A 17,804-nucleotide genomic window follows, 5' to 3' on the forward strand; every position below is an offset into this window, starting at 1 on the left:
ACGGTCAGGGGGCGGTATGTTAGGGGTAGTAGCGGCTTTGGCAATCGGATACTGGTTTTACAGCACGGCCGACCGATCCGGCAGGGCGCCGGTATCTTGGAGCATATCCGGCGTGGTGGTGTATTTTCTAGCGGCTTTGATTTGGAGTTTAACGGTGACTCCCGGTATCAAAGACGCGGCTACCCATAACCCGAGCGGCATGCTGATTTTTATCGTGCGTTATGCGTATGTAGGCGTTGGAGTGTTGGCCGCCGCGGCGGTCAATTTGTTGCTAAACAAGGCCGGCGATTGAGCGAATCGCCTAAGGCTTGGTCGGTTTATATCGTGATATGTAGCGACGGTGCTTTATATACCGGCATTAGTACCGACGTGGACCGGCGCTTTCGGCAACACGCGAGCGGCAAGGGGGCAAAATTTTTCAGAACTCGCCGTCCGCTGCGGATTGCCTATATCGAAAACGGCTACGACAAGTCGCAAGCCAGCCGCCGCGAGCGTGCGATCAAGCGGTTAAAGTCGGAACAAAAGCGAAGTTTAATTGCGCAGGCGCCGGTCGCTACTTCAATCGGTATCGCTGGCCGGCGCGATCAGGCATGTTAGGGCAGATTTCCGGCGAAAACTATGTTCACCCAAGCGACCGGTCCAATGGCTGAATAAAATTTCGGCGCGAATCGGGTGAATTCACGCTTGGCCATCGCCTTAATTTTCCACCAAACACAAGCGACGTTCCTTTACAGTTGAACCGTCTATGTTGAACGCGCGTAACTCCAACACGCCTTTGGTGCCCATGGAGATGATTAGATAGAGCGTTTGCGGGTAATTCGCCTGGGCAATGTCGGTGGCTGAGGGTATTGCGGGTGTTTCCGGGTGCGAATGGAAGATGGCGAACAGGGTTTCCTGTTTGTCGCGCATGGCTTTCATTGCCGCGATTTGCTGGCCGGGTTCCATACAATAGCGGTTTTGCGGATGTTCCGCGCTGTTGGCGACCGGATAGCAGCTAACCGGCTTGCCGAAGGCGTTGGCGCCTATCAAACCGCAAATTTCCTGCTGAGGCGAGGCCTGCGCCAAATGCAGCAATTGGTTGGTTAATTTTCGCGGTAGGCAAATTTCTTGTTCGATCATGTAAAGCTCCTTATCCCTGACGTGACGCGCGGGTTGCCGGCTAGGTCGGCATGGTTGCGGATGTTGCGATACCCGTAGTGTTGAAAGAGTTGCCGCACGGCTTCGGCTTGATCGTAACCATGCTCTACCAGTAAATGCCCGCCGGGTTTCAGACGCTGGCCGGCTTGTTCGGCAATTGTGCGGATGTCGCGTAGCCCGTCCACGCCGCCGATCAGCGCGGATTGCGGTTCAAAGCGCAGGTCGCCGAGCCTTAGATGCGGGTCGCCGGCTGCGATATAAGGCGGATTGCTGACCACAATGTCGAAACCGTAGTCGACAATGTTTTCGAACCAATCCGATTCTAAAAAACGGGCGTTTTCGACCCCGAGGCGGCTGGCGTTTTGTTTGGCTATTGCCAGCGCTTTAGGACTCATGTCGACAGCAAGCACGACACTCTCGGGGCGTTCTGCAGCCAAGCTCAGGGCGATTATGCCGGAACCCGTACCCAGATCGAGCAGTTTGCCTGGCGGTTGCTTGGGTAGGCGCTCCAGCGCCAGTTCCACCAAGAGTTCGGTATCGGGACGGGGAATCAGTACCGCGTCGGTTACCAGAAATTCGCGCGACCAAAATTCTTTGGTTTGGGTCAAATAGGCAACGGGTAGGCCTTGGCGTCTACGTTCGATCAAGTCGAAGAAACATTCGACATCGGCCTGCGCAGGACAATTGTCCGGCCAGGCGCGCAGATAGGAACGTTGCTTTTGCAAGCAAAAGCATAACAACACTTCGGCGTCCAGCTCCGGCGTTTCACTGGTTGGCGCAAGCTGCATCGCGGCCGATTGCAGCAGTACGGTAATGGAAGAGGACATAGTGGCGGCCGCAGACCTCCGTGCCGTGCAATTAGGCATTGCCCAGCTGCGTCAGTAATTCAGCCTGATGTTCGTGGATCAATGGCTGAATCACAGGCTCAAGGTCGCCTTCCATGATGTCTTCCAATTTGTAAAGGGTCAAATTGATGCGGTGGTCGGTCAAACGGCCCTGCGGAAAGTTGTACGTGCGAATCCGCTCCGAGCGGTCTCCGCTGCCGACTTGTAATTTACGGCTTTCGGATTGTTCGGCCTGTTGCTTTTCCTGTTCGGCAGCCAACAGGCGTGCTTGCAACACCGACATGGCTCTGGCCCGATTCTTGTGTTGCGAACGTTCGTCTTGACATTCCACGACTACGCCGGTCGGTATATGGGTGATCCGAATGGCCGAATCGGTCCGGTTGACGTGCTGGCCGCCGGCGCCTGACGCGCGATAGGTGTCTATGCGCAGATCGGCCGGATTGATGTCGATTTCGTCTACGCTGTCGACTTCCGGCATGATGGCCACCGTGCAAGCGGAGGTGTGCACCCGGCCTTGCGATTCGGTTTCCGGAACGCGCTGCACGCGATGGGTGCCGGATTCGAATTTAAGCTGCGAATACACGTTCTGACCGCTGACGCGCATGATGATTTCTTTGTATCCGCCGTGTTCGCCGCGGTTTTCGTTAATGATTTCCACGTTCCAGGCTTTGCGTTCGGCGTAGCGTTGATACATGCGTGCCAAGTCGCCGGAGAAAATTGCAGCTTCGTCGCCGCCGGTGCCGGCGCGAATTTCCAAGAATACGTTGCGGTTGTCGTTTGGATCCTTGGGCAATAGCAAAATTTGTAAGTCTTGTTCGAGTTGTTCCTGCTTTTGCTCCGTCTCTGCCAGTTCTTCCTTGGCCATGTCGCGCAGTTCCGGGTCGCTGTCTTTGGCCATTTCCTTGGCGGATTCCGAGTCCGCTTCGTTGTCTTGGTAGGCTTTGTAGCAGGCAACGATGGGCTCCAGTTGCGCGTACTCTTGGCTGAGGCTGCGGAATTGGTTTTGGTTGCTTTGCACTTCCGGTTGGGTCAAAAGGGCGGTAATCTCTTCGAAACGTTCGGCTAGATTTTCCAGTTTGGTGCGAATTGAGGGCTTCATTCGGGATTAACGTAATTTGAAAATTTCTCGCGATGCGGCGATTAAGTCGTGGCGCTCATTCGAGCCGGCTTCCCGCAGCTGCGCGCACGGAGTATGTATCAGTTTGTTAGTCAAGCTATGGGCCAGACGTTGCAATACTTCTTCCGCCGAGGCGCCGCCTTGTAATTGCGAGATGGCTTTGGCCAGCACTTCGTCGCGAGTTTGTTCGGCTTGTAAGCGGAAATCGCGTATGGTTTCTTGGGCGCCTTGCGAACGCAGCCAAGCTAAAAAGTGTTCAACCTGAGTGTCTATGATTTCTTCGGCTTGCTCGGCTGCCCGGCGACGCGAATCCATGTTTTGATTGACGGTGTTTTGTAAGTCGTCCACCGTGTACAAATATACGTCGCGCAATTGCTCCACCTCGGCTTCAATGTCGCGCGGCACGGCCAAATCGACCATGAACATCGGCTTGCGTTTGCGTTTTTTCAGCGCGCTTTCCACCCGGCCCTTACCCAAAATCGGCAATTGACTGGCTGTGGAAGAAACGACGATATCGGCTTCGGCCAAATGATCGGGAATTTCGGACAGGGCAATCGCGTATCCGTTAAACTGCATAGCCAGACTGTGGGCTTTGTCGAAGGTTCGGTTAGCGATGATAATCCGGCCTATGCCGTGCTGGAAAAGATGCCGGGCGGTCAGTTCTATGGTTTCTCCGGCACCGATCAGCAATGCGGTTTGATCGCTGAGTTTGTCGAAAATTTGCTGGGCGAGTTGAACTGCGGCGAAGGCGACCGATACCGGGCTGGAGCCGATCGCTGTGTCGGTCCGCACTTTCTTGGCGGCCGAAAACGTATGATGAAACAACTTGCTGAGGTTCTTGCCTAGCGTTCCGGCTTGGTTTGCGGCGTGGTAGGCGGTTTTCATCTGCCCGAGGATTTGCGGTTCTCCCAAAATCATCGAATCCAGTCCGCAAGCTACGCGGAACATATGCCGGATGGATTGGCTGTCTTTGTAGCTGTATAGGTACGGGGTGAATTCCCCAGGTTGGATGAGTTTGGTATCGGCTATCCATGCTATCAAAGGGCTTTGATCTTCACTTTGACTGTGGCAATAAAATTCGGTGCGATTGCAAGTGGAAAGGATCGCGGCCTCGCTGATGTCGCGCACGTTGCGCAACGTTTTTAGGGTGTTGTCCAAGATATCCGCAGGAAACGCCAGGCGTTCGCGAATTGCGACCGGCGCAGTATTGTGGTTGATCCCTAAGGCGAGTAACGTCATCGTTAACAATCTAAGGCATTGTGAAAGTACGCCATTTTAAGTAAAGCGTTGTTTTTATCCAAATCTAATACAAGCTTAAACTGAACTACGAGTATTTTCTGATACTCTATATCTGTAATTTACACGTCGGGATATTTGAATTGCATGAATAAATGGATCGGTATTGCCATGGCTTTGTGTGCGTCGGGCTGTGCTATGGCGCCGGAGACTACGCCGGAAACTGCGACGACGATAAGCTCGCAAGAAGCCTTGGCGGCTAGGCCTAACCAAAACACGGTTATCGACGAAGAAGTTCTCTATTTGCTGATGGCGGCGGAGTTGGCCGGTCAGCGTGATCAGTATGATTTGGCGCTGGATGCTTATTTGCAAGCCGCCAAACGGGTGGAGGATGCGCGCATCGCCGAGCGAGCCGTGCGTATCGGCATGTTTTTAAAAGACGGTAAGCGCACCCGGGAAGCGTTGGATATTTGGTTGTCCAAGGACGAAAAAAATCTGCCGGCCCGAAAGTTTGCCGTGTTGCTTGCGGTAAAAAGCGGCGATAGGGAAAGTGCAGTCGAGAATCTCGATGCTATTTTGTTGGAAGACCCGGCGGGTTTCGAAACCGGCATGTTGGAGATGGTCAAGGGTTTGGAAAAAGAGGGGAGATTGCCCTTCATGGACGACGTGCTCAATGATTTGGCGTTAGCTCACCCTGACGATACCGGGGTTTTATTTCTGCAAGCCGTAGTCGCCTCCTTGCAAAAAAACAACGAAGTCGCACAGCAAAAAATCGGCCGAGTGCTGGAGTTGCAACCGGATTGGAATAAAGCCATCATTTTTCAAGCGCAACTTGCCGGCCGCTCCGGGGATATGGATAAGGCCCGCGAATATTTGCAGAAGGCTTACAAACAAGCGCCGGACGACAAGCAGCTGCGAAAAATGCTGTTAGAGGTATTGATGAACACCGGGGCGTTCGATGACGCAATTCGCTTATGTCAGGCGTCTTTAGACGAAAACCCGGAGGATGGCGAAATGTTGTTTATGTTGGCCATGATCAGTTTGCAGCAAGCGCAAGTGGATAAGGCTGAAAGCCATTTGGAAAAATTGCTGGGCAATAAAGAGTGGGAGGCTCAGGCCAGCTTTTATTTAGGAAAAATAGAGCTGGATAAACAGCATGCCGATAAGGCCTTGCAATGGTTTGATAGGGCCGGAGCGAAAGGATTCGGATTCGATGCCGATCTGGCGGCTATTTCGCTGTTGTTATCGCAGAAAGACATGGATGAGGTCGAGACTAGAATGGGGCGTTTGAATAGTAAATATCCGGACAAGCATTTGCGCATTTTGCTGATGAAGGCCGAGCTTTACAATCAGACCGGTCGCTATCAAGAAGCTTACGATATGTTAACTGAAGCGTTAAAAGAGGCGCCGGAGTCGCGTGACGTGTTGTATGCCAGAGCTTTAGTGGCTGAAAGACTGGGACGGTTGGATGTGTTGGAGGCGGATTTAGGCAAAATTTTGCAAAGCAATCCGGACGACGTTGGCGCCTTAAATGCAATGGGATATACGCTGACCGATAAAACCGAACGCTATGACGAAGCGGAAAGGCATTTGCAAAAAGCGTTGCACTTGAAGCCGGACGAAGCGGTGATTATAGATAGTTACGGTTGGTTGCAATTCAAGCGCGGAAAATACGAATTGGCGCTGGAATATTTACGCAAGGCCTACGAAAAACAACCGGAAAACGAAATAGCGGCGCACATAGCCGAAGTGTTGTGGGTGATGGGTAAAACGCAAGAGGCGAAAGATTTTTTTATCGGTGTGTTCAAGCGCTTTCCCGACGACGAGTATTTGTTGAATTTTAAGAATCGTTTTCTTCCCGAATAACGATGGCTTATTACTGTTCGGCTTTGGTTTTGCTCGTTTTGTTAACGGCTTGTGCGCCCATGTCGGCGAGTAGGGGCGGTTTGTTGTCTGAGTTTGCAGGGATTTCGGAACGGCATGAAAATTGGGTTTTTCAGGGGCGCTTGGCGGTTGCCGACGATCAGGATTCGGCTTCCATGTCGATAGAATGGCAGCATAACGGTAACAAGGACCAGATTGATTTGTCCGGTCCCTTGTCGCAAGGTCGGGTGATATTGATCGTCACGCCGGAGCAAGTGATCGTCGATGATGGTGAAAGCCGCACCACTTATGACGGTTCTCCCGAAAATGTGATGCGAGAGCAATTCGGCATGGAAATACCAGTGGATTCTTTGCGCTATTGGGTGTTAGGCGGCGCGGATCCTAATCTTCAGGCCGTTTCGCAAGAGGGAGGCTTTTATCAGGCCGGTTGGTTGGTTCGTTATTCGGAGTTGCAAGCGGTAAGCTCAGGTGCGTTACCGCGGAAAATATCGGCGGTTAGGGATAAAACAAGAATAAAGTTGGTTATCGATCAATGGAATCTGCTGTAAACATAAACGATCAGATGGCGGGGTGGGGCTGTAAATGGCCGGCGCCGGCAAAAATCAATCTGATGTTACGCATCACCGGGCGGCGAGCCGATGGTTATCACAATTTGCAAACCGTCTTCCAATTATTGGATTTATGCGATTGGCTAACGTTTTATCCGGATGAAAGCGGGCGGGTCAGATTGCGAACGCCTACGCCTAATGTGCCGGAAACCGAAGATCTCACTGTGCGAGCCGCGCAATTGTTAAAATCGCACACCGCTTGTCGGCACGGGGTAGTTATCGAACTTGAGAAGCATCTACCAATGGGTGGCGGTTTGGGCGGCGGAAGTTCCGACGCAGCCACCGTGCTGGTAGTTTTGAACCGATTGTGGGGGGTGAATTTGCCGCAGGAAGAGTTGCAGGCGTTGGGTTTGCAGCTTGGGGCGGATGTGCCTATCTTCGTGTACGGTCATTCGGCCTGGGCGGAAGGGGTTGGAGAAAAGTTGGCTTATATCGATGTCCCCGAAAAGTGGATGGTCATCATAAAGCCGGATTGTCATGTCAATACGGGGCAAATTTTTTCCGCAGAAGAGTTGACAAGAAATAGTAATTCAATCACAATGCAGGACTTCATTGCAGGGGATGAATGCAATGATTGCACTGCGGTAGTGAGTAAGCTGTATCCTCCTGTTCAAAGTGCAATCGATGCTCTGTCCGTATATTCGAAGGCAAGACTAACAGGGACTGGAGCTTGCGTTTTTGCATTGTTCGACACGGAGCATGATGCAAGAGCGGCTTGTCAATCCCTTAGTAAAGATTGGTCTGTCTTCTTGGCAAAAGGGATGAATCAATCATTGCTTTATAAGCAATTAGGACAGGGAAATGTTGAGTTCAGTAATTGGGCTGTCGCCAAGCGGTAAGGCACGGGGTTTTGATCCCCGCATACCTAGGTTCGAATCCTAGCAGCCCAGCCACATCATCTTAGCTTATATCCTCGAGGTCCTTTGAATGCGCGATGCTTCGATTATGGTATTTTCGGGTAATGCCAATAGGGCACTGTCCGAAGGTATTGTTAGGAAGCTGAATATGCGTTTGGGCATGGCCACGGTAGGTCGTTTCAGTGATGGCGAGATCTTTGTAGAAATCGAGGAAAACGTTCGCGGACGGGATGTGTTCGTGGTGCAGCCGACATGCACGCCTACGAACGAAAATTTAATGGAACTATTGGTCATGATCGATGCTTTGCGTAGGGCATCGGCAGCGAGAATTACCGCTGTTATTCCGTATTACGGATATGCGCGCCAAGACAGGCGTTCACGTTCGGCCAGGGTGCCTATCACGGCGCGGTTGGTGGCGGATATGATCGGGCATGCCGGTGCGGATAGGGCTTTGACCGTAGATTTGCATGCCGATCAGATACAAGGTTTTTTCGGTATTCCGGTCGACAATGTGTATGCTTCGCCCATTTTGTTGGGTGACGTGTGGAAGCAAGAATACGAGAATTTAATCGTCGTCTCCCCGGATGTGGGCGGAGTTGTAAGGGCACGCGCGTTAGCGAAGCGTCTTGGGGATGCTGACTTGGCCATTATCGATAAGCGCAGGCCTAGGCCGAATGTGTCTGAGATTATGCACATCATCGGCGACGTCGTTGGCAGAACGTGCGTCATGGTCGATGATCTAGTCGACACCGCCGGTACGCTTTGCCATGCAGCCGCAGCGCTGAAAAAGCATGGTGCGGTCAAGGTAGTGGCGTATTGTACGCATCCGGTGCTTTCCGGGAAGGCTGCCGAGAACGTGCGGAATTCCGTATTGGACGAGCTGGTAGTGACTGATACTATCCCGTTGACGGATGAATTGAAAGCAATCGGCAAAATTCGACAGTTGAGCGTTGCTGAAATGTTGGCTGAAACGATAAGGCGGATTGCGGTGGGCGAGTCTGTAAGCTCGCTTTACGTAGATTAAGTAACGTTTAGAGAGTGCTGGTAAAGCAGATTTTGGAGAATTAAACATGGCTAACGTATTTGAGTTTGTTGCAGAGGTACGCGGTGCGGCCGGCACAAGAGCGGCGAAAGCGATTCGTCGTCAAGGCAAAGTTCCTGCAGTGCTTTACGGCGGGACAGCAGTACCGGAAATGTTAACTTTAGATCACAATGATCTTTTAAAACACTTGGTTCACGAAGCGGTTTATTCGCACGTTTTAGATATAAAGGTCGATGGACGTACCGAGAAAGCCGTTCTCAAACAAATTCAGCGCCACCCTGCAAAGCCGCAGATTCTGCATATCGATTTCATGCGTGTCGACGAGACGCACAAATTGAAAGTCAGAGTGCCTTTGCATTTTGTCAATGAATCGACTTCAGTCGGGGTCAAAAAAGGCGGGGTGATTAACCATGCAATGGTCGATGTCGAGGTGGTCTGTATGCCATCCGCTTTACCCGAATTCATTGAAGTCGATTTGGCTAACGTTGACTTGGGTGAAACCGTGCACTTGTCTAATTTGGTGTTGCCGGCTGGCGTAGAGATTCCCGAGTTGCAGCACGGTCCGGAGCACGATCATCCGGTTGTGCAGGTTGCGAAAGGCAGAGGCGGCTCTGACGAGGGTGTTCAAGCCTAGAAGCGGATCCTCTGCATGATTAAGTTGATTGTGGGACTGGGAAATCCCGGCCCCCAATACCAAAAGACCCGGCATAATGCCGGGTTTCTTTTTTTGGACCACCTGCTTTCTACGTCATGCGGTAAATGGAGTCATAACGCCCAATTCTCGGGTGATGTCGCAACCTACCTTGGTTTCGGCTGTAATGTGTTATTACTGAAACCTATGACTTTCATGAATAAAAGCGGAATTTCCGTTACGAAAATGCTGCATTACTACAAACTGAAACCGGAAGAATTGTTGGTGGTACACGATGAATTAGAGTTGGCGGAAGGCTTGGTGAGGTTAAAGCGGGACGGCGGGCATGCCGGTCACAACGGTCTAAGAGATATAATTGCTCATCTGAATACCAGGGATTTTTTCCGGCTTAGGGTTGGAATCGGTAGGCCAAATTCCGGTGCCAATATCGCCGATTACGTTTTGTCGAAGCCTTCTAGTCAGGCACTAGAGGCTTTCGATGAATTATTTGCTAGGCTTGCGGCCGAAATTTCCAGTTTGGTTTCAGTGGATATCAATACGATTAATACGAAATTTGGCTCGTAAGCAACTCGCAATGAGTTGAAGCAGGTGTTGATGTTTCCCGGAAATTTGACAGCACTAATAGGTTGTATCCATTGTAATGGTCTCTGCGCTGTACGCGGAAAACCCTTCAAATCCGTTCTATCTACCTGCGCATTCCTTTTAATGCTGTGAAACTTCTAGTTTAATTCGAGGGGTGCAATAAAAAAGGGGCGCTACTTGCGCCCCTTTTTTTGCGAAAACGTCTATCGCAGCTCAACGGATTACAGGAAGTTTGCCAGCTTGGCGAATCCTTCTTTAGCGGCTTTCAGTTCTTGTTCAGCACCGGCTAAGTCGGATTTTTTAGAAGCCAATCTAGCGGCTTTCAAACGTTGTCTCACTTTGTCGCGCTCGAATTCGAATTTATAGTTGGCACTGGCTTCGCCCGCCAATTCGTTAATTTCCGAAATTTTTGAAGTCAATTCTTGGGCGTTTCCGGCGGCAACAGAAGCCAAGGCTTCTTGAATTTTAGCATCGACTTCTTTCAAGACTTCAGGAGCTTTACGCTTGGCGCCTTCCGCGAAGGCGGAGCTATTGAAACCCAGCAAAGTGAACAACAATGCGAAAGCAATAATAATTTTTTTGGTCATAATATTCCTAAGGTGTTTTTAAAGAAATTGTCTTAATGACTAAGGTGATATCAAGATTCGGGACAATAATGCGATTGGTAATATAGAGGTGGTCGAAACTGCGCCTTTGCAATTTGCCATCTACACGTGATTAATACCCCGAGCGCCTTACCCTCGGGAGGAGGGGCTTGATCACGCCGCTATCGAAACAGTAGTCGTGTAAAGCGAAAGAATTATACCAGACAACAGTGCCGGGTATGTTTCAAGCGCGTGACAAAACTTGCCGCAGTCATATGGAAGGCAGGCGTAATTTTCCGTACCTGCGGGTTTTCCAGCAAACAATCCTGTCGTGTTCCAACTGATCAAATTAAGCCGTGCTCGGCAAAGGAAAACGGTGCTCCGTCCCCGACGATAAAATGGTCCAGCACGCGAATGTCGAACAATTCTAAGGCTTGTTTCAGCCGGTCGGTTATGTGTCGGTCCGCCTGACTGGGTTCGTTGATGCCGGATGGGTGATTGTGCGCAAAAATGACGGCAGCCGCGTGGCAGCTCAAGGCTTTTTTAACCACTTCGCGCGGGTAAACGCTCGCATTGTCGATGGTGCCTCTAAACATTTCCTCCCATTGAATGACGCGGTGTTGGCTATCCAAAAATAGGCATGCGAAAACTTCGTAGCTATAGTTGCGCAATTGGGCGTGTAGATAGGCGCGAGTTGCATCAGGGCTGGTCAACGCGTTGCCGCGGGTAATCGTTTCCGCGAAATAGCGGCGCGCCATTTCTAATACGGCTTGCAATTGTGCGTATTTTGCATCGCCTAGGCCGTGACATTGACAAAAACGTTCATGTTCAGCGGCCAATAGAGCTTGCAAGGAACCGAATTCTTGCAAAAGCGATCGTGCCATTTCTACGGCGGATGTTCCGGCGGTGCCGGTACGCAAAAAAATCGCCAATAGTTCGGCGTCAGTTAGAGAATTCGCGCCTTTGCGCATCAACTTCTCTCTGGGGCGTTCATCGGCGGGCCATTCTTTAATGCTCATAGCTACTCCTGCTGGCGCGACGATATAAAAATAGAAGGATGTAAATGAATTTGCCATAATTTGCAATTAACTACGGAGGCTGGTCATTAGTTCTAAAAATATATTGCTTGGAGTGTGTGGCGGTATCGCAGCGTATAAGTCCGCCGAATTGATTCGCTTGTTGCGCAAGCGCGGCTATGCGGTCAAAGTGGTGATGAGCGCGAACGCAGGTGCGTTTATCACGCCGCTGACGTTGCAGGCGTTAAGCGGACAGCCGGTTCATAATGAGCTGTTCGATCCGGCACAGGAGCGGGCCATGGGGCATATCGATCTGGCTCGCTGGGCGGATTTGTTGCTGATTGCACCTGCCAGTGCCGATACTCTTGCAAAAATGGCTCACGGTATTGCCGACGATTTACTGTCCACGATTTATCTTGCTGCCGAATCTCGGGTTATTGCGGCGCCGGCTATGAACCAAGCGATGTGGAATAAAGCAGTTACGCAAGAAAACATTGACACATTGCGACGGCACGGGGTCCAGCTAGTGGGGCCGGAACCCGGCGAGCAAGCTTGCGGAGAAACCGGATTCGGCCGTATGAGCGAGCCCGAGCGGATTGTCGAATGTGTAGAGGCTGCGTGCGTTAGCGACCGGTCGCTGGCAGGGGTTAAAGTTGTGATTAGCGCTGGACCGACCCGCGAGCCCCTGGATCCGGTGCGATTCATCAGCAACCGTAGCTCCGGAAAAATGGGTTATGCCTTAGCGGAAGCGGCTGCGGCCATGGGCGGGGAAGTGGTTTTAGTCAGTGGCCCGGTGCAATTGCCGCCGCCGAAATCGCTACGTTTGGTGCCAGTCGAATCGGCGTTGGAGATGTACGATGCGGTGCTGCGCGAGGCCGGATGCGCTCATCTCTATATCGGCGCCGCTGCGGTGGCCGATTATCGGCCTGTGGCTGTAGCCCCTGCTAAAATCAAGAAGCAGCAAGAGGTCGGCAGCATAGCGTTAGTGCAAAACCCGGATATTATTTCCGCAGTAACGGCATTGCCGGCCAAGCCCTTTGTCGTTGGTTTCGCTGCGGAAACCGACGATCTGGAAGCCTATGCGCTAGACAAGTTACAGCAAAAAAATTTGGACATGATTGCTGCCAATTGGGTAGGGCGCAACGAAGGCGGATTCGACAGCGATCACAATGCGCTGCAAGTATACTGGCGCGGGGGGAGCAGGCTGTTGCCGCTGGCGACCAAGCGTTGTTTGGCGAAACAGCTTTTAAGATTAATCGAAGAGAAGATGCATGAAAAAAATCCGCTTGAAAATCCTTGACGCTAGGCTAGGCCGCGAAATTCCCCTGCCTAGTTACGCTACGGTAGGATCTGCGGGAATGGATTTACGCGCATGTCTGGACCAAGACATCGTCATAGCGGCGGGAGAAACGGTTTTAATTCCGACCGGACTGGCCGTGCATATAGCGGACCCTGGGCTAGCTGCGGTCTTATTGCCGCGCTCAGGCTTAGGGCATAAGCACGGCATAGTGCTAGGTAATTTGGTGGGATTGATCGATTCGGATTATCAGGGGCAAATCTTTGTGTCTTGTTGGAATCGTAGCGAACAGGCATTTACGGTACAGATCGGCGAACGCATCGCCCAAATGGTGTTTGTGCCTGTCGTGCAAGCCGAGTTCGACTATGTCGAAGAATTCGACGTGAGCAGTCGCGCTAGCGGCGGTTTCGGTCACAGCGGGCGGCACTGACCTTTAAAAGGTGACATATGGGCCGGGTTTTTACCGTAATTGCTTCACTGGCTGCGCTAATGGTGGTATTGGCGGGCGGGGTTTCGCATTGGTTTTCCTCTCTTAAAGTCGATACGGCGAAAGAGGCGGCCGCGATGACGGTCGCAGCCAGTTTGGCCGGCGCACTTTCGCAACAGTTGGAGGCGTTGCAGCAAAGCGTGGACGGAGTGGCGCAGCTGCCTCAAGTCCTGCAGGCGTTTGCCGGCCAATCTCCGCAACAATTGGAGCAAACGGCGAACGATTTGCAAACCGCCATCCCTTTTAACTTGCGCTTGCGATTACTGTTGCCGAATGTCAACACATTAGATCAAGCGCATAATCCGCCTATGAGTTTTGGCGACTTGGATATGGTTAGAGCAAGCTTAGTCGCTAAGCAAAAGCCGGTGATCCAAGGAGAGGCCGGGCAGCGCCATTTGGCTTTTACCAGTGCGGTTCGCGACGGCGATAAGGTAGTCGGAGTCGTATTGGCGAGTTTGAATGCCAATATCCCGCAAAATTTTTTGGCAAAAATCCCCTATACCGGCGGCAAATTAACGTTGAGGCAAGAACAGCTGACGCTTGCTTCGGTGGGTGATTTAGCGGATGACGAACAGGACATAGAGCCACAATCGATTTCGATTCCCAACAGCCGTTGGACGATAGACGTGCAGGTACAGGTAAAATCCGATATAGCCGACACGGGGTTATCGTTCGCGATTATTTGCCTGCCGGCATTGCTTGCTTGCTTGGGGTTTTTTATGGGCTATAGAAAGCTTTCGGATAGTCTGCGTCAGGACCAAAGTAGTATTCTTAAAGCGGCAAAAGACATGATGCAAGGCAAGATCGCCGGCAATTACCCGATGCAATTGCCGGAAATGCAGCCCATCATCACGGCTATCGCTCAATTCAAGCGGGTTTTGGATCAAGAACAGGCGGTTGCCGGCAAAAGCCCCGTATTGGTCGAAGACGAGGATTTTTTCGACGAGTCCTTCGATATGGATTTTTTGGAGCCTATCGGTGAAAAGCCGCAACCGTTGCAAACTCCGGAAGTATTAACTTCCGTGCCGATCAGCATGCCGGATTTAACGATTCCGCTGCCCGTCGCGCAGGCAAAAGAGGCGCGAGCTATCGGCGGTCAAGGAATGGATGTGGTCGAATCGTTTTTGCCCCCCGACCAATTCGAGCAATTGGCGAAATCCGTTACCCCTCGGACGGCGGAAACGACGGTAACCGAAAACATCCCCCCTAGTAACGACCGATATGCGAACTATTTCCGATTTGGCCGTGTGGTGGGGCAACATTTCCCCACAGATTTTTGCTTTGCAATCGGTCAGGCCTTCGCCAGCGAGGCGAAGGCCCACAACGTTAATACTATCGTTTTGGCGCGCGATAGCCGGGAAACCAGTCAGGCGTTGGTGGAGGAGTTGACGAAGGGCCTATTGTCGGCAGGATGCGACGTATTGGATATCGGCATGGTGCCGACGCCGATATTGGCGTTTGTCGGCCACCATACTGACGGCCGTAGTGCGGTGATGGTTTCCGGTGGAAATTTGCCGGCGGCGTATAACGGCTTGAAAATGATCTTGTCCGGCGAGCCCGGATCGCAGAAGTTAACGGAGCGTTTGCAAGCTAGGATGCGGTCGGGCGATATCTCGCGAGGCGTTAGCGGGTCGGTAGAAAAGAACGGTTTATTCATTAACGAATACATCGGCATCATCTCCGAAGACATCCATATCGTTCGACCTATGACGGTCGTATTGAATGCCGGTAGCGATGTAGTCGGGCAAATAGCGCCACTATTGCTGCGCACCATCGGTTGCGATGTGATAGAGCTCGGCGACGGCCGGATTTTCGATCCGGCCGAGCCGGCTGCTTTCGAGGCTTTAAGTAAAGCGGTTGTCCTCAATAAGGCCGACGTTGGATTGGCTTTCGGCGGTGATGGGGACACTCTGGTGGCGGCAGTCGATTCCGCCGGGGAAATCCGTTGGCCGGATGCTTTGTTGATGTTATTTGCAGCCGACGTATTGGCAGTAAAACCGGGCAGTGCCGTGGTATTGGATTCGGCTTGTTCCAGGCATTTGGCGCACTACATCACGCGCAAGGGCGGACAGCCGGTGTTGTCCGCCGAGGGTATTCCCGGATTTTTCTCCGCGGTCAAACAACACGGCGCCGCATTGGCCGGAGACTTTGCCGGGCATTTCGTATTTAACGATCGCTGGCTGAATTTCAGCGATGCGCTGTACGCCGCTGTCCGATTGGTGGAGATTCTTTCCTCGGACTCGCGGGTCAGCACCGAGCTGTTCGCCGCACTACCGCATGGCGTGGCAACGCCGGAATGGCAGATTTCGGTAACGCCCGGAACGCTGGAGCCGCTATTGGCCGCGATGCGCTCGACCGGCACGGCCGACGGTAGCTTAGTCGATGCGGACGGCGTGCGGGTGGAGTTTGCGGATGGCTGGTGGTGTCTGCGTCCGGGATTACTCGATTCGGTCTTGGGTCTTCGTTTCGAGGCCGATAGTGCGGCGGCGTTATCGCGTATTCAAACCCTATTTAAACAACAATTGCTGAATATCAGACCCGATATCAGCTTGCCTTTTTAGCGCTGTTACACATGAAAGAAAAAACCGCTCACCAAATCGCTCACGTATTAATCGAGGCTCTGCCTTATATTCAAAAATTTAAAGGTAAGACCGTCGTCATCAAATACGGCGGTAATGCGATGATAGACGAAGGCTTAAAACACAGTTTCGCTCGCGATATCGTGTTGATGAAGCTGGTCGGCATCAACCCGATTGTCGTGCACGGCGGCGGCCCGCAAATCGGCGAGTTGCTAAAACGCTTGGGCAAAACCTCGGAATTCGTCGACGGTATGCGGGTTACCGATAGCGAGACCATGGATGTGGTCGAGATGGTCTTGGGCGGTTTGGTTAACAAGGAAATCGTTAATTTGATCAATATGCATGGCGGTAAAGCGGTCGGTTTGACCGGAAAGGACGGCAATTTCATCCATGCCCGCAAAATCAATATTACCAAAGCGGGTGCGTCGCTGGACGATGCGCCGGAAATTATCGATTTAGGTCATGTCGGCGAAGTCGGCAGCATCGATCCTGCCGTGGTGGAAATGCTGGGCAACAGCGATTTTATTCCCGTCATCGCGCCGATTGGCGTGGGCAACGACGGCCATTCTTATAACATCAACGCCGATTTGGTCGCAGGAAAGGTGGCGGAGGTGCTAAGGGCCGAAAAGCTGATGCTGCTGACTAACATTCCGGGCATACTGGATAAAGACGGCAAGTTGCTGACCGGTTTGCGTTTAACCGACATCGATAATTTAATCGCCGACGGTACGATTTACGGCGGGATGCTTCCTAAAACCCGTTGCGCGACCGATGCGTTAAAAGGCGGGGTGAACAGCGTGCACATTATCGATGGACGCATAGAGCATTCGGTACTGTTGGAATTATTTACCGATCAAGGTATCGGCACCTTGTTGCTGCGTAGATAAGCGCAGTTGTATATAGCCCACGAAGTTCTTGCGAATGGTTTGCGCCCTATCGCTGGCGCAAAGTTCTTTGCCGACCGTGGAGTTTTTACAGCGGACATCCAGAAAAATTTGCGGTTTGTCGGGTTCTTGTCCCAATCGGGATACGGACAAGCCAATGTCGTTGTCATTGATAGGGGGAGCCGACATGATTAATAGCTCGGTATCGACATCGGGACCGGTCGTTGCAAATTCGCGGACAAACTGACCGGCGATTGCCCAGGCGTTCTCGCATATTTCGGTGTTCTCGCAGCTGAAAAGCCCGAGTTCGTCGTTGCTGTGTACTGCGGCGTTTGCAGCGTCGTTGACTCCGCCGCTTTCCGAGCGCGTGAGTATTTCAAAGCGGGCGATGTCGGCGCGGAATTCTTTTTCAGCCGCTTGCCTGTCTACGGCATGCCTTTGCAAATCCAGGTCGGCTTGCTTGATTTGTTGTTCGGTCGAGGCGATATCGGCGATTAATTTTTCCGGGATCGTCCGCCCGTTGCGTTCGTTTTCCGCTGCTTGCTGCTGTTGCTGAAGCAGTTGTTGTTCCAGTCGCTGTTTATTACCTTCTAATACGCGTTGTTTGCCGTCCATTAACGCCATTTTGTTTTCGAAAGCGCGGTTTATATCGTCCAAGGTACGGTAAGTGGCCAACAGTACCTTGTCGCTAGCCGCCTGTTTTTCGATGAGTTTGTTTTGCTCTCGGCGTAAGCTCTGCAAGCGCTGTTGCTGGGCAAGTTCTTCCGCCGATTTGGCTTTGTCTACGGAATCCAGGATGCGGGCATCCTGGTTTAAGGTTTCCCGTTTATGTTTGACTTGATCGGGCGGTACTTGGTCGGAAAAATACACGTTGCCGTTTTCGTCGACCCAGCGATACATTTTTTTTGCATACGCGGCGGGTGCGGCGACGAGCCAATAAGCTACCGCTAGCGGCAGCAACCAGACCAGCTTGCCAGAACGTACACTCATCGCCGGG

19 protein-coding genes and 1 tRNA gene are annotated in these 17,804 nt (G+C 52.0%); 13 read left to right on the forward strand and 7 right to left on the reverse strand.

Annotation, left to right across the window (positions count from 1 at the left end; translation table 11 throughout):
• Positions 1–16: 16 nt before the first annotated feature.
• Positions 17–292, forward strand: coding sequence for a hypothetical protein (locus tag F1E05_RS02050; RefSeq protein ID WP_150046324.1), 276 nt, complete (start codon positions 17–19; stop codon positions 290–292).
• Positions 289–597 (forward strand): GIY-YIG nuclease family protein, encoded by a 309-nt coding sequence (locus F1E05_RS02055; RefSeq protein ID WP_150046325.1) that lies wholly within the window; start codon positions 289–291, stop codon positions 595–597. Before F1E05_RS02050 ends, F1E05_RS02055 begins: the two co-directional genes overlap by 4 nt.
• A 99-nt stretch (positions 598–696) precedes the next feature.
• On the opposite strand, the gene F1E05_RS02060 is transcribed toward F1E05_RS02055, so the two are convergent.
• Genes F1E05_RS02060 through hemA form a run of 4 tightly spaced genes read right to left on the reverse strand, consistent with a single transcriptional unit; the run spans position 697 to position 4,338 of the window.
• The gene (locus F1E05_RS02060; RefSeq protein ID WP_150046326.1) at positions 697–1,119 is read right to left on the reverse strand and encodes a Mov34/MPN/PAD-1 family protein; all 423 of its coding nucleotides are present in this window, start codon (positions 1,117–1,119) and stop codon (positions 697–699) included.
• Positions 1,116–1,964: a peptide chain release factor N(5)-glutamine methyltransferase gene (gene prmC, locus F1E05_RS02065; protein WP_150046327.1), complete on the reverse strand. Its 849-nt coding sequence runs from the start codon at positions 1,962–1,964 to the stop codon at positions 1,116–1,118. Before prmC ends, F1E05_RS02060 begins: the two co-directional genes overlap by 4 nt.
• 31 nt (positions 1,965–1,995) lie before the next feature.
• Positions 1,996–3,081 carry a peptide chain release factor 1 gene (prfA, locus tag F1E05_RS02070; RefSeq protein ID WP_150046328.1) on the reverse strand — a complete coding sequence of 362 codons (1,086 nt, stop codon included), beginning with the start codon at positions 3,079–3,081 and terminating at the stop codon, positions 1,996–1,998.
• 6 nt (positions 3,082–3,087) lie between these two features.
• On the reverse strand, positions 3,088–4,338 hold the full coding sequence (gene hemA, locus F1E05_RS02075; RefSeq protein WP_150046329.1) for a glutamyl-tRNA reductase: 1,251 nt from the start codon (positions 4,336–4,338) through the stop codon (positions 3,088–3,090).
• Positions 4,339–4,482: 144 nt separating this feature from the next.
• On the opposite strand from hemA, the gene F1E05_RS02080 reads away from it, so the two are divergent.
• From F1E05_RS02080 to pth, 7 genes are all read left to right on the forward strand, one after another.
• A complete protein-coding gene (locus tag F1E05_RS02080) occupies positions 4,483–6,201 on the forward strand; it encodes a tetratricopeptide repeat protein (protein ID WP_150046330.1) in 1,719 nt (572 codons plus the stop codon).
• Positions 6,202–6,260: 59 nt separating this feature from the next.
• Positions 6,261–6,767, forward strand: a complete 507-nt coding sequence (lolB, locus tag F1E05_RS02085; protein ID WP_190303226.1) for a lipoprotein insertase outer membrane protein LolB — start codon at positions 6,261–6,263, stop codon at positions 6,765–6,767.
• Positions 6,752–7,666 carry a 4-(cytidine 5'-diphospho)-2-C-methyl-D-erythritol kinase gene (gene ispE / locus F1E05_RS02090; protein ID WP_232056747.1) on the forward strand — a complete coding sequence of 305 codons (915 nt, stop codon included), beginning with the start codon at positions 6,752–6,754 and terminating at the stop codon, positions 7,664–7,666. The genes lolB and ispE overlap by 16 nt, the downstream gene beginning before the upstream one ends.
• Positions 7,646–7,720: transfer RNA gene (locus F1E05_RS02095), tRNA-Gln, on the forward strand. Before ispE ends, F1E05_RS02095 begins: the two co-directional genes overlap by 21 nt.
• Positions 7,721–7,754: 34 nt before the next feature.
• A complete protein-coding gene (locus F1E05_RS02100; protein ID WP_150046332.1) occupies positions 7,755–8,708 on the forward strand; it encodes a ribose-phosphate diphosphokinase in 954 nt (317 codons plus the stop codon).
• Between the two features lie 46 nt (positions 8,709–8,754).
• Positions 8,755–9,360, forward strand: a complete 606-nt coding sequence (locus F1E05_RS02105; RefSeq protein ID WP_150046333.1) for a 50S ribosomal protein L25/general stress protein Ctc — start codon at positions 8,755–8,757, stop codon at positions 9,358–9,360.
• Between the two features lie 15 nt (positions 9,361–9,375).
• The gene (gene pth / locus F1E05_RS02110; RefSeq protein WP_150046334.1) at positions 9,376–9,942 is read left to right on the forward strand and encodes an aminoacyl-tRNA hydrolase; all 567 of its coding nucleotides are present in this window, start codon (positions 9,376–9,378) and stop codon (positions 9,940–9,942) included.
• A gap of 239 nt (positions 9,943–10,181) precedes the next feature.
• On the opposite strand, the gene F1E05_RS02115 is transcribed toward pth, so the two are convergent.
• On the reverse strand, positions 10,182–10,547 hold the full coding sequence (locus F1E05_RS02115; RefSeq protein WP_232056748.1) for a hypothetical protein: 366 nt from the start codon (positions 10,545–10,547) through the stop codon (positions 10,182–10,184).
• 341 nt (positions 10,548–10,888) lie between these two features.
• The gene (gene radC, locus F1E05_RS02120) at positions 10,889–11,563 is read right to left on the reverse strand and encodes a RadC family protein (protein ID WP_150046336.1); all 675 of its coding nucleotides are present in this window, start codon (positions 11,561–11,563) and stop codon (positions 10,889–10,891) included.
• 85 nt (positions 11,564–11,648) lie between these two features.
• Between radC and coaBC the strand changes: the two genes are divergently transcribed.
• Genes coaBC through argB form a run of 4 tightly spaced genes read left to right on the forward strand, consistent with a single transcriptional unit; the run spans position 11,649 to position 16,810 of the window.
• Entirely contained in the window at positions 11,649–12,860 is a 1,212-nt protein-coding gene (coaBC, locus tag F1E05_RS02125) for a bifunctional phosphopantothenoylcysteine decarboxylase/phosphopantothenate--cysteine ligase CoaBC (protein ID WP_408631332.1), read from the forward strand.
• A complete protein-coding gene (gene dut / locus F1E05_RS02130) occupies positions 12,832–13,287 on the forward strand; it encodes a dUTP diphosphatase (protein ID WP_150046338.1) in 456 nt (151 codons plus the stop codon). Before coaBC ends, dut begins: the two co-directional genes overlap by 29 nt.
• Positions 13,288–13,304: 17 nt before the next feature.
• Complete coding sequence (locus F1E05_RS02135; RefSeq protein WP_150046339.1) at positions 13,305–15,905, forward strand: phosphomannomutase/phosphoglucomutase; 2,601 nt, start codon at positions 13,305–13,307, stop codon at positions 15,903–15,905.
• Positions 15,906–15,916: 11 nt separating this feature from the next.
• Positions 15,917–16,810 (forward strand): acetylglutamate kinase, encoded by an 894-nt coding sequence (argB, locus tag F1E05_RS02140; RefSeq protein ID WP_150046340.1) that lies wholly within the window; start codon positions 15,917–15,919, stop codon positions 16,808–16,810.
• Here the strand turns inward: argB and F1E05_RS02145 are convergent.
• The gene (locus F1E05_RS02145) at positions 16,766–17,797 is read right to left on the reverse strand and encodes a DUF4124 domain-containing protein (protein ID WP_150046342.1); all 1,032 of its coding nucleotides are present in this window, start codon (positions 17,795–17,797) and stop codon (positions 16,766–16,768) included. The genes argB and F1E05_RS02145 overlap by 45 nt on opposite strands.
• Between the last annotated feature and the right edge of the window lie 7 nt (positions 17,798–17,804).

Source organism: Methylomonas rhizoryzae (assembly GCF_008632455.1).
GTDB lineage: Bacteria > Pseudomonadota > Gammaproteobacteria > Methylococcales > Methylomonadaceae > Methylomonas > Methylomonas rhizoryzae.